Here is a 15435-nt window from a genome sequence, read left to right as displayed (position 1 = left end):
AATCCTGACCGGTTAGACGGTGGCGGACTGCAGTTTCTTGTCGTGCTCTTCTGGCTCTTTGGCCGGACCTTCGGCGCCGTGCATCCAGTAGACCAGACGGTTGGCCATGGTCAGCAGGATCAGGGCACTGATCACGGCAGCGATGGCAATGCCGCCGAAGATGGCGATGGGACCGGATTCACCGACGAAGGAGCCAACGAAGCCGGCGATATAGTTGGCCAGGGCAACGAAGCCGAACCAGGCACCCATCATCAGGGAGGCTAGGCGCAGTGGAGCCAGCTTGGTCACCATGGAGAGACCGATAGGGGAGAGGCAGAGCTCACCCAGGGTGTGGAACAGGTAGGCCCCGACCAGCCAGAACATGGAAGTCTTGACGCTCTGATCGCCACCCTGCTCCAGCACGGCACCGATCATGAACAGGAAGCCCACGGCCAGGAACAGCAGACCCATGGCGAACTTCACCGGTGAGTTCGGCTCTTTGTTGCCGAGCTTGATCCAGATGGCTGCGACTATGGGAGCCAGCGTGATGATGAAGAAGGGGTTCAAGGACTGGAACCAGGCGGTCGGCACTTCGAAGCTGCCGATCATGCGGTTGGTGTATTCCTGTGCGTACAGGTTCATCAGACCACCGGCCTGCTCGAAGCCTGCCCAGAAGATGATGGTGAACAGACCCAGCACCAGGATCACCTTGATGCGATCCACTTCCTGCTTGGTCAGCGGCGCCTTCTGCTCTTTGGAGCGTTGCTGGGCTGCGCGCTGGGCGGCCGGCACACGACCTATGTCCCCGAGGAAGCGTTGCGCCATGGTGGCCTGCACTACCAGAGAGAGCAGCATGCCGATACCGGCGCTGACGAAGGCAGCTTGCCAGCCATAGGCAGTGGCAGCGGCGCCACAAATCACGCCAGCCAGCAGGGAACCCAGGTTGATGCCCATGTAGAAGATGGTAAAGGCACCGTCACGACGGTGGTCACCTTCCTTGTAAAGGTCACCCACCATGGTGGATATGTTCGGCTTGAACAGACCGTTACCCAGGATCAGCAAGCCGAGACCCGCGTAAAAGACGCTGTTGACCATATCCGGGAACATGGCATGCGGCAGGGCCAGAGTGAACTGACCCGCTGCCATGAAGATGGCGCCGATCAGGATGGCGCGGCGTTGGCCGAGGAAAGTATCTGCCAGCCAGCCACCTATGATGGGAGTGATATAAACCAGACCGGTATAGATGCCGTAGAGCTTGAGGGCATCGGCCTGAGTCCAGCCCATACCGCCGTTGGCAGTCATGTCTGTCAGATAGAGCACGAGTACGGCCCGCATGCCGTAATAGGAGAATCTCTCCCACAGTTCGGTACTAAAGAGCAAAAAAAGCCCTTTAGGGTGACCTAAAAAGGTCCCTTTGGACGGATTATTCATTGGAACTTCCACCTGTGTCTTATATTTTTTTAGGAGTTTTATGCAAGGGCTAGGAACAAGCCTTAATCCTTATAGAACAAGCGTGATTAAATTACAATATTATGATTTAGCGATATTTTATCTATCAATGGTTGAATAATTGTTTATAAAATGAAAAAGGGCATCGAACGATGCCCAGTTATTTATTCTGTAGATAGGTTAAATATTCAGCGTTTACAACTGTTTGACAAACTGCTTCAGCCAGGCGGTGAATTCACCGTTCAGTTCCGGATGGCGTACCGCGTATTCCACGTTGGCTTTCATGAAACCCATCTTGCTGCCGCAGTCGTGGCTGCGTCCTTTCATGAAGTAGGCGTTGACCTGCTCATGTTCCATCAGCATGGCGATGGCATCGGTCAGCTGGATCTCGTCACCTGCACCGACGGGGGTGCGCTCCAGCAGTGGCCAGATGTTGGCTGACAGCACGTAGCGACCGACCACGGCCAGATTGGAAGGCGCTTCGTCACGGGGCGGCTTCTCGACGATGGCCTGCATCGGCAGGGACATGCCCTCGGTCAGATCTTCCCCCTTGATATCGGCGATGCCGTACTTGTCCACTTCACTCTCTGGAACCGCCTCCACCATGATCTGGCTGATCTGATCCCCTTCGAACATGTGTACCATTTCAGCCAGGTTATCGCGCTTGAGGTTGCTGGCCATGTCATCGATCAGCACGTCCGGCAGCAGCACGGCGAAGGGGTTGTCGCCGATCAGCGGACGGGCACACAAGATGGCATGACCCAGACCCTTGGCCTCGCCTTGGCGCACATGCATGATGGTGACATCTTTGGGGCAGATGTGTTGCACCTCCTCCAGCAGCTGCCGCTTGACCCGCTTCTCCAGGGTGGCTTCCAGTTCGAAGCTCTTGTCGAAGTGGTTCTCGATGGAGTTCTTGCTCGAGTGGGTCACCAGGATGATCTCCTTGATGCCGGCAGCGATGGCTTCACGCACCACATACTGGATCAGCGGTTTGTCGACCACGGGCAGCATCTCTTTCGGGATGGCCTTGGTGGCAGGCAGCATGCGGGTGCCCAAACCGGCGACAGGAAGAACGGCCTTGCGTACAACGAGCTGTGTCTTTTTCATGGAGAGAGTCCAGAGATACAAAGTGGCCCCATGATACCCGAAGAAAAATAGGGCAGCCACAGGCTGCCCTCATGATGGAAGAGGTCCAAACCGGCTATTTGACGATGATCATGTCCCGATTTGCTTCCAGAGTTGCCGGCCCTATGCCGCTGACATCCGCCAGTTGTTCAACCGTGGTGAACTTGCCCTGTTTCTCACGAAAATCGACGATGGCCTGCGCCTTCTTCTCTCCGATCCCTTTGAGAGCAGTTAACTCATTGATACTGGCCGTATTCAGGTTCACCTTGCCACTCTCCTTGGCGGTGGTGACCGTGGTCGCTGGCTTGGCAGCCGGCTTGTCGGCGGCCAGCAAAGGCTGGCTCAACAGGGGCAGGCAGCTCAGCAGCAGGGTGGCGGTCAGGGTCTTGTAGTTCATGGCTTCACGTCCTTGTGTTGTGTGGAATCACTATTGAGAATTAGCCGAGTCGCGCCACTTTTTGTCTGTCATTTATGACACTTTATAAGTCAGAGCAAACGGCTATAAGCCTCTTTTGCCCAAAATGGGTACACTGTGCTAACCATTTGACCAGGATGTCTTTTCTATGTTTTTCCCTGCAATTTCCGAGCTGGAGCCCATCGCCCGCGCTGCCGGTGACATCATTATGGCCATCTACAGCCAGCCCTTTACGGTGGAGTACAAGGGGGACGAGAGCCCGCTGACCGCCGCCGACAAGGGTGCTCATGAGGTGATAGTGCAGGCGTTGACAGGGCTCACCCCCGATATTCCTGTGCTTTCGGAGGAGTCCGCCCCAGAGGTGATGGGGTTGCGCCATGGCTGGTCCCGTTACTGGCTGGTGGATCCGCTCGACGGCACCAAGGAGTTTGTCTCCCGCAACGGCGAGTTCACCGTCAATATCGCGCTGATTGAGGATGGCAAGCCGCTGTGGGGTCTGGTCTATGCCCCCGTGCTGGACCGGCTCTGGTATGGCGGCAAGGGGATGGGTACCTGGCGTGTGGCCGATGGCAAGCGTGAAGCCATCCAGACCTTGCCTCATCAGGACGGGGCGCCATGGCGGGTGGTGGGCAGTCGTAACCACCTGTCCCGGGAGACCCTCGATTATCTGGCGCGCTTTGGTGACATAGAGCGGGGCGAGATTGAGCTGGTTTCCATGGGCAGCTCTCTCAAGTTCTGCATCATTGCCGAAGGGGGGGCCGAGCTCTATCCACGCCTCGCACCTACTTGCGAGTGGGATACGGCAGCGGCGCAGGCCGTGCTGGAAGGGGCAGGGGGCAGCGTGACCCAGCTCGATGGGTCACCCCTTGCCTACAACAAGCCCGATATTCTCAACCCCTGGTTTGTTGCGCGGGCCTGAGCGACCTTTAAGCAAGGGCAGCACAAATGTGAAAAGGCCGGACAGTGTCCGGCCTTTTGCATTTTCGCCCACCACCTGAGCTCAAAACACCTTTTTGTAGGGCTTGATGGTGACCTTGGCGTAGACACCGGCTGCCACATAGGGATCGTCATCTGCCCAGGCCTTTGCATCGGCCTGGCTGGCAAATTCAGCGATGACGGTACTGCCGGAGAAACCCGCATCGGCCGGATCGTCGGCATCTATGGTCGGGTTGGGACCTGCAGTCAGCAGTCGTCCCTCATCCTGCAGCGCCTGCAGGCGGGCCAGGTGGGCAGGACGGACCTGTTTGCGCAGGGGCAGGCTGTTGGGAACATCCTCGGAGTAGATGAGATACCACATGAGACAATCCTTCTTCTTGATGGCGATTATTTTTTCAGTTCGCCTTTCTGCTCGGCCGGCAGGTGGCGGTAAAGGTAGACACCGCTCAGCAGCGTAAACACCAGCGTCATGCCGAGCAAGCCGAACACTTTGAAATTGACCCACATCTCTTGCGGCAAGTTGAAGGCCACATAGAGGTTGAGCAGGCCGCAGACGGTAAAGAAGCCAACCCAGGCGAGATTGACTCTATCCCAGATGGCATCGGGGGCTTGCAGCTCCTTGGCCAGCATCTGCTTGATGAGGTTCTTGCCAAAGCCGTAGCGGCTGATGAGCAGGCCCAGCGCGAACAAGATGTTGATGACGGTGACTTTCCACTTGATGAAGGCGTCGTCATGGAAGAAGACGGTGAGACCGCCGAAGAAGCCGACCAAGAGGAAGGTAAAGAGCTGCATCTTCTCGACTTTGCGGTAACGCACCCAGCTATAGATGAGTTGCAGACCGGTCACGACGACAAGGGCGCCGGTAGCCGTGTAGATGTCGTAGAACTTGTAGACCGCGAAGAAAACGATAAGTGGAATAAATTCAATAAATTGCTTCATGTCTGGCTCATAGCCCTCAAAAATAGACCTCAAAATTTTGTCCAGTCTACCTGCAAGGTAGACAACGGCAAATGAATAAGACCGCTCATTTGGCGTCCAGTTCCCTGCCGCTTGCCTGGCCGAATAACTGCCGGGCAATGTTGGCGCCGAGGCGTTGTTGATCCGCCAGCAGCTCGCGAATATGGCGCTCCTCAATCAGCGGGTTGAGCAGCACGGCGCGCAGCAGGGTGAGCGGCTGGACACCATAGCGCCCTACGGCTCGCTGGGTGCGGGAGACAAAGCTATGCCCCTCGGCCCGCTGGGCTTTTTGCAGGGCGACGTTGAACTGGTTGATCTGGTCGTTGGCCGCCTCATCGAGCGCTTTGCCCTGTAGATGGGGCGGAATGCAGCGGTAGGAGAGCAGGTTCATCACAGGGGCCGACATTAGCTCGAAGGCGGGATCCTTGTTGATGAGATCCGCCATCAATCTGGCTCTGTCGTAGTTGGCTTCGATAAGCCGGGCGTAACCCTGCTGGCCAAACAGCTGGAAGACCGCGTCCAGATAGAGGGCATTGGCGGGACGGGTGCCTTCCAGGGTAAAGCGGCCCTGATCAAAGGAGCTGGCACGGATGGCGTAGGGTGCTTCTCGCTTGACCGTCATCATGAGGTCTGGCTGGCGGCAGAGCAGCATGCCGGTACCGAGCGGTACCAGCAGTTGCTTGTGACCATCCAGGGTCACGGTATCGGCCAGTTCAATTCCTGCAAGCAGCCCCTGATAGCGGGGGGAGAACAGGGTCGGGCCGCCCCAGGCGGCATCCACGTGGAAGTGGATCTGCTCGCGCGCCGCAATGGCCGCCAGCTCGGGCAGGGGATCGATGGAGCCAAAATCGGTACTGCCGGCTACCCCGACCAGTGCCAGCACTTTTAACTTCTGCTTCTTGCACTGGATGAGTGCCTGCTCCAGTTCGGCCATGTCGAGCCGGTTCTGGTCGTCGGTAGCGAGCCGCCAGACGCTGTGTGCACCCAGCCCCAGCAGATCCATCCCCTTGTCGAAGGAGTAATGCATCAGCCGGGATCCCAGTATCACTGCGCCCCGATAGCCCTGCTCGTAGAGGGCGAACAGGTTGTCACCGCAGGCGCGGTTGCGAGCCAGCCAGAGGGCGGTGACGTTGGCGATGGTACCGCCGCTGGTCATGACGCCGAGGGCGGCATCCTTGGCATGCATCTGCTCGCCATAAAAAGCATCATCGGCGCGATAGATGAGACGGTGCAATTTGGCCAGCACCTCCCGCTCCAGAAAGCTGAGCAGGCGGGAGGACTCCATTTTCATCGGATTCTGGTTGAGCATCACCAGCAGGCGTGACAACTCGGCGGTGAAGGCGGGCAGTGGCGCCGTCATGTGCCCCATGTAGCGTGGGGAGGTCAGATGGGAGGCCCCTGGCACCAGGGTTGCCAGTCGCGCCAGATAGTCATCCATCGAGATGCCGACAGTGGGCATCCGGGATTGATCGAGCTGGTGGGTGAAGTGGTCGTGCTGGTAGGGGGCCTGACTGTCATCCGAGTGATGGAAGGTCTCCAGCAGGGCCGTCATGGCCTGACCGAAGGCCGGATCCGGTAGTGCAAACAGTTCAGTCAACTTCATCAGGTTCTCCAGACCAGGTTGCCAGGGTGTCACCGGGAGGTGAGCAACCGTGGCAGCGACAGCGACGTGGGCATCGGCCGCAGAGCATACACCAAAGGTAAACGGGTGACAGCCATGAGCGTATCATGGGGATGGGCCCAATCAGATGATGCTCCATTTAAGCTAACACTTGTACTCTGAAATGGCGGCGGCTAGAGTGAGCCCAGTTTGGGCAGGAGTATGTTATGAGCAGTGTGACGGATTATTCTCCCCGCGAGGAGTTGGCCAATCGCCTCAGCCACGGCTTGGGGCTGGTGTTCGGGATCCTGGGCTTGATCCTGCTGTTGAACAAGGGTTGGGGGCAGGGCACCCAGGCGCTTATCAGCTATAGCCTCTATGGCGGCAGCCTGGTGCTGCTCTATCTTGCCTCGACCCTCTATCACAGCATGGCGGAGGGAAGTGCCAGACGTTGGTGCAAGGTGTTTGATCACTGTGCCATTTATCTGTTGATCGCTGGCACTTATACCCCTTTCCTGCTGGTGGCGCTCGATACCCCGCTGGCCCAGGGGCTGATGGTGGTGATCTGGGGGCTGGCACTGGCGGGGGTGGTGTTCAAGCTGTTCTTCATCCACCGATTCGAAAAATTGTCGCTGTTTACCTATCTGATGCTGGGCTGGTTGTCGCTGGTAGTCATCTATCAGCTTTACCTCCATCTGGAGGGCGAGGGCTTGTTGCTGCTCGGGCTCGGTGGTCTCATCTACAGCCTGGGGGTCATCTTCTACGTGGCCAAGCGGATTCCTTACAACCACGCCATCTGGCATCTGTTCGTGCTGGGTGGCAGTGTTTGTCACTTTATGGCCATTTATGGTTACATCGCTTGACTAGCCCTTAATTGGTATTTTTGCCGCGAAGAAGGATAAAATCGTGCGGTATCACACAGTTGGCGTCAGCGTTTGCTGACAAGCTAGGGAAAGTTCAATTCGCAAAGGATGCACACGATGAGTGATATCGCGCTTTCCATCAGCATGTTGTCGCTGGTGGCGGTGCTGGGGCTCTGGCTGGGAAACTGGCGGGTCTATGGCGTTGGCTTGGGAATAGGAGGTGTGCTGTTCGGTGGCATCATAGTGGGCCACTTCGCGGGAGTGTCGGACCTGGCGCTCGATGAGCAAACCCTGCACTTCATTCAGGAGTTCGGTCTCATCCTGTTTGTCTACACCATCGGCATCCAGGTCGGTCCCGGCTTCTTCTCCTCCCTGCGCAGCTCCGGCCTCAAGTTGAACGGATTCGCCGCCTTGCTGGTGATCCTTGGTTGTGTGGTCGCGGCAGGGCTGCATCAACTGTTCGATGTACCCTTGCCGGTGATCCTCGGGGTCTTCTCCGGCGCCGTGACCAATACGCCCTCCCTCGGTGCGGGTCAGCAGATCCTGGCCGAGCTGGGGGCCGACCCCGGCGCGACCGGCTTGATGGGCATGGGCTATGCCGTTGCCTATCCGTTCGGCATCTGTGGCATCCTGCTGACCATGTGGCTGGTTCGTCTGTTTTTTCGCATCAAAATCGACGAAGAAGCCGACCATTTCGAGCAACATGCAGGCAAGACCAAGGAGAGTCTGCAGACCATCAATATTGCGGTGCGCAACCCCAATATGCATGGCCTGATGCTCTGCGAGATCCCGAGTCTCGACGAGTCGGATGTGATCTGCTCCCGCCTCAAACGGGGTGAGGAACTGATGGTGCCGCGGTCGGATTCGCGCATCGAGCTCGGTGATTTGCTGCACCTGGTGGGTGAGCGGCATGCGCTGCACAAGGTACTGCTGGTGCTTGGGGAAGAGGTGGAGACCTCGCTCTCGACTCGCGGCACCGATCTGCGGGTAGAGCGGGTGGTGGTCACCAACGAGCAGGTACTTGGCAAGAAGATCCGCGATCTCGACATCAAGCAGAAATACGACGTTGTCATCTCGCGCCTCAACCGGGCCGGTATCGAGCTGGTGCCGACCAGTCAGACCAGCCTGCAGTTTGGTGACATCCTCAACCTGGTGGGTCGACTCGACGCCATAGAGGCGGTAACCAATGTGGTGGGCAACGTGCAGCAGAAGCTGCAGCAGGTGCAGATGCTGCCGGTGTTCATCGGCATCGGCCTTGGCGTGCTGCTTGGCTCCATCCCCTTCTATCTGCCCGGGTTCCCTGCGGCGCTCAAGCTGGGTCTGGCGGGCGGTCCGCTGGTGGTGGCGCTGATCCTGTCGCGGATTGGCAGCATCGGCAAGCTCTACTGGTTTATGCCGCCGAGTGCCAACCTGGCGCTGCGGGAGATTGGCATAGTGCTGTTTCTGGCGGTGGTGGGCTTCAAGTCCGGTGCCGGCTTTGTCGACACCTTGATCAACGGTGATGGTCCGGCCTGGATGATGTACGGTATGGCGATCACCCTGATCCCGCTGCTGGTGGTCGGGGTGCTGGCCCGTCTGTATGGCAAGATGAACTACCTCACCCTGTGCGGCTTGCTGGCGGGTTCCATGACGGATCCCCCCGCCCTGGCATTTGCCAACGGTATGCACCCTACCAGTGGTGCCAGTGCCCTGTCATACGCCACCGTCTATCCCCTGGTGATGTTTCTGCGGATCATTTCCCCCCAGTTGCTCGCCATCCTGCTGTGGGCGGGTGTCTGACCATGACCCGGACGGGAGCACAGTGATGTGCTCCCGTCATCAAAATGCAACACATTGATCATCTTGATTTTATTTTTACCTCCTCCGTCATTGACCCTTCTGTTTAACCGGCCGGTTTAGCCTCAAATCAGTCTATCCATTCGAATTTTCTAACTGGTTTCTGGCGTCATTCACGGGCACATTAGACGGTGGAATATTGCATGCCAATAGAGATTCAGGAGAGAACATGAGCAGCCATAAAATCGCATTGGAACAGGACGTCGTTGTTACCCAGTTGAAAGGCAACATTTACCTGGTCGCCGCAGATGGCAGCCAGAAGCAGCTTGCCGAAGGCGATATCCTGCCCAGGGATGCGGTGCTGATCACTCCTGAGGGCGCCAGTTTCAACGGCGGCAACCAGACTTTCACCCTGAGCCCGACCAACGAGCAGCAGGCTGAGGATGAAACGTCTCAGGCACCTTTGCTGGCCCAGAACCAGGACGTGGCCGCTGGCACTCCTGATGAGATATCGGCTTTGCAACAAGCCATTTTGGGCGGGGCCGACCCGACCCAGGCGTTTGAAGCGGCTGCAGCCGGCGGTGCTCCTGCCGCAGGCGGTGGCAACATAGGTGGTGTGGCCGGTGCCAGCGGCAACGGTGGCTTCGTCACCATAGATCGTACCGGCGATGCCACCATAGCTGAAGCCACCTTCGATACCACCTACAACGCCAATGGCGAGCCGCCGCGTGATGCCGTTGGTGAAGATGAACCTCTATTTACATCCGTCAACCTTGTCTTGAGTGCTGATGCGCAGGTGAGTGAAGGTGGATTTATCATCTTTACTGCGACACTGAATGAGCCTGTTTTTGGTTCTGACTTGGTGATTCAGCTGTCCAATGGCGCAGTGATCACCATACCCGTTGGTCAGAGTTCCGGTTCAGTCACTGTTGCGGCTCCGGCAGATAGCCCTTATGTCGACCCGTCAACGCTCATCGTTTCGATCACTGGTACTCAGGGGGGGGGGGTCAACCAGATAATCACCGGCACCTCAACGACCACCCAGATTAATGACACCATTGACACCACCACCGTGACCCTGAGCTCGGCGACCGCCGGTCAGGACGTGGTCGAGGGCGGCAGCATCGTCTACACCGCCAGCGTCAACAACCCGGTGACCGGCAGCCCGCTGAGCGTGACCCTCTCCAACGGGGTGGTGATCACCATTCCGGTCGGGGCCAGCAGCGCCAACAGCGAGCCGGTTCCGGTGCGCGGCGATGATGCCTACCAGCAGGGTGAGCAGGACCTGAGCGTCACCATCGGCAGCACCAGTGGCGGCAACTACGAAGCGGTGGCCACCACCGGTACCATCAGCAATACCGTGGTGGATGACAGCGACGTGACCACCGTGACCCTGCTGGGACCAAGCTCGGTTGTCGAGGGGGCAGATAGTGCCATTTATACGGTTACCTTGAGCAACGAGGCTCCGGAGGGAAGTATTGTTACTTTGGCATATCGCTATATCAGCGCTAGCGGTGACGACATCGTGGAAACAGCACAAGCGGTGATCGGACCTGATGGTAAAACAGCCACCTTTACTATCTCGACACTGACCGATTCTGTATATGAAGGGGAAGAAAGCTTTGAGGTCTTTGTAACCGGAATTCAAATGCCGGAAGGGGGGTTGGACTTTGAGCTGCTGGATTTGTCAGCCGCAAAAGTGATTACGGTTATTACCGATGCGGCCGATCTGCCGAAGGTGAGCCGCGTGGTAGGCGACAGCGTGGCGGAGGGCAGTGCCAACACCTTCAGCGTGAGCCTGTCCAATGCCAGTACCACGGCCACCACCGTCAACCTGACCCTGGCGGGCGGCACGGCCGAGAAAGGCGTCGACTTCACCGGCACCACGGTGACGGTAGTGATTGGTGGGGTGAGCCAGAGCGTGGCCGTGGCCGCCGATGGCAGCTTCAGCGTCAGCGTGCCAGCGGGCACCACCGGCTTTGCGGTCAATGTCGAGACCCTCGACGACACCACCTACGAAGGCAATGAACAGTACACCCTGACGGCGGGCACCAGCGGCACGCCGAGCGTGACCGGCACCGCCACCATCACCGACAACGATGCTCCCCCTTCTGTGGTGATCAATAAACCGGCAGTCGTGTCTGAAGAGGGATTGGCAAACGGATTGCAAGATGATGTAGGCAATTCGGATACCACCAATGCGAAGGCTGCTAGCGGCACTATTACTGTGGGGGATGTTGACAGTAGTAGCGTGACGGTCAGCCTCTTTGGCCCATCTGGGCTCAAGTCTGGCGGAGTGGATGTGAAGTGGAGCTGGGATCCTTCAGCCAAGGTGTTGACAGGGTACACAGGTACCTTGGGTGGTGCGGACTACAAAGCGGTCATCGATGTGAAGTTGACTGCCCCTACCGGTAGCACCAAGGGTGACTGGAGCTATGATGTGACCCTCAAGGCCCCGGTTGACCATCAGAATCCTGATAATGAGGATGTAAAAGACATCAAGATTGGTGTCTCTGTTTCGGATGGTCAGACCACAACCGTCGGTTCACTGCTCATCACTGTAGAAGACGACTCCCCGATCGCTGGCGATGCTGCTGCGGTTGCTCTGGTGAAAACCAGTATCCCGGATGTGTTGACCGGCAAGTTCAGCCTGACCGGCTATAGCGGGAATAGCACCAGCATTGATGGTGGCAAGTTCACTATTACTGCCAAAGGGTTCTCCTCTTCAACATCTACGGCTCTGACTGGTGCGCAGGTTAATGGATCTGGTGAGGGGATTGGTGTCAAGAGTTCGACAGCCCCTTACCACAACATTGAGAACGAGGTCGATTTCCGCAAACTGGCCGATGGCTCAGGGGTATCTGAAGAGCTTGTGATCAAGCTGGATGCTGGCACTGTGGCTTACGGTGCCAAGATCGAGTTCAGCAAGATGTTCGGTGGTGAGCTGGAGAGCGGCGTGGTCGAGTTCTACCGTGACGGAGTTCTGATCTCAACACTTCCCTTTAGGTCGGATGCGGCGGGGGGAGAGTACAACCAGAACTTTCAGGTTCAGCAAGGTGGTTTTGACACCATGGTGATCAAAGCAACCGATAACGGCAATTCTTTCAACGTCAAGGACAACAGCGACTTTACCGTCAAGTCTATCGAGTTCCTTGGCTCCTCTACTCCACAGGCAATTGCCTATGGCTCGGGGACCGCGGCACCGCAATGGGGGGCTGATGGCAAGGGACATATAGGGCTTTTGGGCTCCAATGAAGTGGGTTTGATGACAGCTACTGGTAAAGAGATTTCCATTTCCAGCAAACCGGGCTTACCCAATACCCTGTATGGCGAAGCCAGCGATGGCACCCTGGTGTTCCGTCTGGAATTTACCCCTGCTACCGGCAAGTGGGAATTCTTCCAGTATGCAGAGATGCAGCGCCCGGTTGGTGATGGCGACATCGACTTCACCTTCAAGGCCTATGATCGGGACGGTGACGGCTCGCAAGGCAGCTTTGCTGTCAACCCGCTGGCGCGCCCTGATGTAACCGGCGTATCGAGTGCCACTGTGGTTGAAGGGGCTACCTTGCAGCATGTTGTGACCTTGAGTGGTGCGACTAATGTAGCGACTGAGTACAGCCTCTCAATCGCGGGCAGTGGTACTCATGCTGCCTCTAACTCTGACTGGGGAACTCTGCAGTTCAGTCACGGTGTAACCTATAACAGCAGCATAGGAAAAATCTCAGTACCAGCCGGTGTGACGAGCTTTACCGTGTCAGTGCCGACAGTGAATGACAAGCTGGTAGAACAGACTGAAACCTTGACTCTGACAGTAGGTGGTGCGACCGGTGCCGGAACCATTACGGACAATGACCTGTCTTTGCGTCTGAGCAACGGTTTGGTCGATGAAGATGGTTTGTCAGGTGGAAATGCACACTTGCCTGAACCTGTTGGTGTGCCTACTGACGGCCCGCTCTCTGTGACTCAATCGTTGGGAGTGACGGACGGCAGTGGTAATAACGTTTCAGGGGTACAGCTCAAGCTGGTGAGCATCACGGGCTTGAGCGGGATTGCAGGTATTGATGGCCAGCCGGTCAATGTTGTTCAGGATGGCGCCGGGCTCAAAGGGTACTTTGGCAACAACCCTGCCAATGTGGCGTTTACTGTGACGGTGGATAACAGTGCCAATCCACCGAGCTACACCTTTACTCTGCTCAAGCCGCTTAGCCACACAGTGGATGGTCAGAGCACAGCGTTGACCAGTCAGGATGAACTGCGCTGTACCGTCAACTATGAGGTAAGCAAATCTGGAGCTGAGACTGCCACCGGTTCGTTTGACTTGGCTGTGCGCGATGATGTGCCGGTTGCAGTGGTCGATGATGCCCGAGTGAGTGTTCTGGTTGATTCGTTTGATGTCAGCGGTATCGAGGCAAACTGGACTGATTGGAGAGGTGGCTCCTCGGTGACTAGGGGAGACTCTAATGACAATGACTCCGGGTTGGATCAAATTCGCTGGGGAGGCCGCAACAATCCCTCTGGCTACGGTTTCATGGACAATGATGCCGCATTGAACGGTGCAATTCCGATTAATGAAGAGATCAAGCTGGGAACATTCACCCACTATAACAACCCGATTTATGACGATGCCATCAGTGCTGCAAAAATGGAGGTTACCTTCTCTGTTACAGATGCGCTGGGTCGAGTAACGCCGATAAAACTCGTTGTGAATTTCAATCATAACGAGACCCCCAACGATATATGGGGAAATGGTGATGACATCATCTCTATCGGCAACACAACCGCCACATTCAACTTTGAAGGCAAGGCTTACACTCTTGAGGTGCTAGGTTTCCGCGATACAAATGGCAATGTGGTTAAGACTATCTACACCAAAGAAAATGCAACCAATAGCTTCGATCTGATCGTCAAGTTGGTTGAGGGGGCGGGTTACCAGCTGCCGCAGACCACTGGCAACGTGTTGTTCAATGATCATGCCGGTGCAGACGGTAGCTTGAGTGTGATTGGTTACGGGGTTGGCAGCAGCTCGACCACCTACACCAATGGTGCTGGTACCCAGGTGGTTGGTCTCTACGGGGTGCTTACCATTCTGGCAAACGGTGCCTACACCTATCAGGTCACCAAGAATGGCAGTCAGATCCCTGCCAATGCGCGCGAGGTGTTCAGTTACAGCGCGCGTGATGGTGACGGCGATACCATGAACAGCACTTTGACTATCAGCGTCAACCCGGTTGACAGCAACGGGGTGCCTGTCCATCTGCTACTGACTGTGGATGGTACCGACCTTAATGACTCGATCCTGGTGCGCAATGGTGAAAACGCGGCTAACGCTGATCGCCTCGATGTCTTCTTCGGTGGCAACTTGCTTGGTGAAATCATCACCAGCAGTGGCGGTACGGCTCATGTTCATACCGGCACCTGCTACAACAAGGGGAGTGCTGATCAGGTCATCAGCAGTGGTGCTGGTAATGACCATGTGGAAACGGGCAGCGGAAATGATGTCATCTACGCTGGCAAGACCGCGGCTGATGGGTTCGGTACTGATGACTCTCTGCAATTGACCGTGGATCAGCTCAAGGCCCACCACATCATGACCGGCAGTCTCTCCGGCAGTGGGGCCATGCTGAATGGTGATGGTCTGTTGTTGAGTGTTGATGTCAGCAGTCACCGAGCTGATGTGGTCAATAGTGGCAGCGGCAATGACAAGATCTATGGGCAGTCAGGCTCCGACATTCTGTTTGGTCATACCGGTGATGACTATATTGATGGCGGCAGTCATAACGATGCCCTGCGTGGTGGCTTGGGCAATGACATCCTGATTGGTGGTCTTGGCAATGATGTTTTGCGTGGTGATGAAGGTGCAGATACCTTTGTATGGAACAAGGGAGATACGGTATCCGGCTCCCTGACCAAGGATTACATCATGGACTTCAACCAGGGGTCAGGCACCACCAACCGTTTGGAAGGTGACAAGCTGGATCTGAGCGACCTGCTGGATCACGATGGTTCTCACAACCAGAACGATCTGAAGGGCTTGCTCTCTGTGTTCCAGGACAGCGAAGGGGTTCACTTGCAGGTCAAGGAGAGCAGTACGGCGTCAGTGACTCAGGAGATAGTGCTGATGAACCACACGTTCGACAGCCTTACCGGCAGCGCGGCGTCCACCTCTTCCCAGGTGATCGACTACATGCTGAGCAACAACATGCTGGATATCGACAAGTAATCCGGTTTGAAGTCAGTCAAAAGCGGCAGAGCAATCTGCCGCTTTTTTTATGTCTGGCCAACGGAAGGTGCATCCACTGGCGGTGATGGCAGGGGATTTGGCTGCGCATCGTAAA

10 protein-coding genes are annotated in these 15435 nt (G+C 56.7%); 4 read left to right on the top strand and 6 right to left on the bottom strand.

The features are described 5' to 3' along the window. Window positions 1–12: 12 nt before the first annotated feature. The 3 genes from OKC28_RS09505 to OKC28_RS09495 form a co-directional block, all read right to left on the bottom strand. Window positions 13–1410 (bottom strand): peptide MFS transporter, encoded by a 1398-nt coding sequence (locus tag OKC28_RS09505; protein WP_017412884.1) that lies wholly within the window; start codon window positions 1408–1410, stop codon window positions 13–15. A gap of 213 nt (window positions 1411–1623) precedes the next feature. Continuing rightward, window positions 1624–2535 (bottom strand): UTP--glucose-1-phosphate uridylyltransferase GalU, encoded by a 912-nt coding sequence (galU, locus tag OKC28_RS09500; protein ID WP_021140626.1) that lies wholly within the window; start codon window positions 2533–2535, stop codon window positions 1624–1626. Window positions 2536–2629: 94 nt separating this feature from the next. Then, window positions 2630–2950 (bottom strand): ComEA family DNA-binding protein, encoded by a 321-nt coding sequence (locus tag OKC28_RS09495; protein ID WP_021140625.1) that lies wholly within the window; start codon window positions 2948–2950, stop codon window positions 2630–2632. 166 nt (window positions 2951–3116) lie between these two features. Here OKC28_RS09495 and cysQ point away from each other — a divergent pair, with 166 nt between their 5' ends. Further along, complete coding sequence (gene cysQ / locus OKC28_RS09490) at window positions 3117–3887, top strand: 3'(2'),5'-bisphosphate nucleotidase CysQ (RefSeq protein ID WP_270688928.1); 771 nt, start codon at window positions 3117–3119, stop codon at window positions 3885–3887. Window positions 3888–3968: 81 nt separating this feature from the next. Here the strand turns inward: cysQ and OKC28_RS09485 are convergent, their stop codons facing one another. From OKC28_RS09485 to OKC28_RS09475, 3 genes are all read right to left on the bottom strand, one after another. Then, on the bottom strand, window positions 3969–4265 hold the full coding sequence (locus tag OKC28_RS09485) for a YciI family protein (RefSeq protein WP_005318066.1): 297 nt from the start codon (window positions 4263–4265) through the stop codon (window positions 3969–3971). A gap of 26 nt (window positions 4266–4291) precedes the next feature. Beyond that, a complete protein-coding gene (locus OKC28_RS09480) occupies window positions 4292–4843 on the bottom strand; it encodes a septation protein A (protein ID WP_005318063.1) in 552 nt (183 codons plus the stop codon). Between the two features lie 85 nt (window positions 4844–4928). After that, complete coding sequence (locus OKC28_RS09475) at window positions 4929–6464, bottom strand: pyridoxal-dependent decarboxylase (protein ID WP_021140623.1); 1536 nt, start codon at window positions 6462–6464, stop codon at window positions 4929–4931. Window positions 6465–6688: 224 nt separating this feature from the next. Between OKC28_RS09475 and trhA the strand changes: the two genes are divergently transcribed. The 3 genes from trhA to OKC28_RS09460 all read left to right on the top strand — a co-directional run bounded on the left by trhA (window position 6689) and on the right by OKC28_RS09460 (window position 15320). Next, the gene (gene trhA / locus OKC28_RS09470) at window positions 6689–7324 is read left to right on the top strand and encodes a PAQR family membrane homeostasis protein TrhA (protein WP_021140622.1); all 636 of its coding nucleotides are present in this window, start codon (window positions 6689–6691) and stop codon (window positions 7322–7324) included. A 117-nt stretch (window positions 7325–7441) separates the two neighbouring features. Then, window positions 7442–9103, top strand: a complete 1662-nt coding sequence (locus OKC28_RS09465; RefSeq protein ID WP_021140621.1) for a putative transporter — start codon at window positions 7442–7444, stop codon at window positions 9101–9103. Between the two features lie 226 nt (window positions 9104–9329). Continuing rightward, the gene (locus tag OKC28_RS09460; protein ID WP_270688922.1) at window positions 9330–15320 is read left to right on the top strand and encodes a retention module-containing protein; all 5991 of its coding nucleotides are present in this window, start codon (window positions 9330–9332) and stop codon (window positions 15318–15320) included. Window positions 15321–15435: the final 115 nt, after the last annotated feature.

This window comes from Aeromonas sp. D3 (genome assembly GCF_027705025.1).
Taxonomy (GTDB): Bacteria; Pseudomonadota; Gammaproteobacteria; order Enterobacterales; family Aeromonadaceae; genus Aeromonas; species Aeromonas salmonicida.
This window is presented reverse-complemented; position numbering and strand designations above follow the sequence as displayed.

Excerpts from the sequence above, each read along its gene's own strand:
- OKC28_RS09480 (WP_005318063.1), bottom strand. The coding sequence starts at position 4,843 with ATGAAGCAATTTATTGAATTTATTCCACTTATCGTTTTCTTCGCGGTC.
- OKC28_RS09505 (WP_017412884.1), bottom strand. The coding sequence starts at position 1,410 with ATGAATAATCCGTCCAAAGGGACCTTTTTAGGTCACCCTAAAGGGCTT.
- OKC28_RS09475 (WP_021140623.1), bottom strand. The coding sequence starts at position 6,464 with ATGAAGTTGACTGAACTGTTTGCACTACCGGATCCGGCCTTCGGTCAG.
- galU (WP_021140626.1), bottom strand. The coding sequence starts at position 2,535 with ATGAAAAAGACACAGCTCGTTGTACGCAAGGCCGTTCTTCCTGTCGCC.
- OKC28_RS09465 (WP_021140621.1), top strand. The coding sequence starts at position 7,442 with ATGAGTGATATCGCGCTTTCCATCAGCATGTTGTCGCTGGTGGCGGTG.
- OKC28_RS09495 (WP_021140625.1), bottom strand. The coding sequence starts at position 2,950 with ATGAACTACAAGACCCTGACCGCCACCCTGCTGCTGAGCTGCCTGCCC.
- cysQ (WP_270688928.1), top strand. The coding sequence starts at position 3,117 with ATGTTTTTCCCTGCAATTTCCGAGCTGGAGCCCATCGCCCGCGCTGCC.
- OKC28_RS09460 (WP_270688922.1), top strand. The coding sequence starts at position 9,330 with ATGAGCAGCCATAAAATCGCATTGGAACAGGACGTCGTTGTTACCCAG.
- trhA (WP_021140622.1), top strand. The coding sequence starts at position 6,689 with ATGAGCAGTGTGACGGATTATTCTCCCCGCGAGGAGTTGGCCAATCGC.
- OKC28_RS09485 (WP_005318066.1), bottom strand. The coding sequence starts at position 4,265 with ATGTGGTATCTCATCTACTCCGAGGATGTTCCCAACAGCCTGCCCCTG.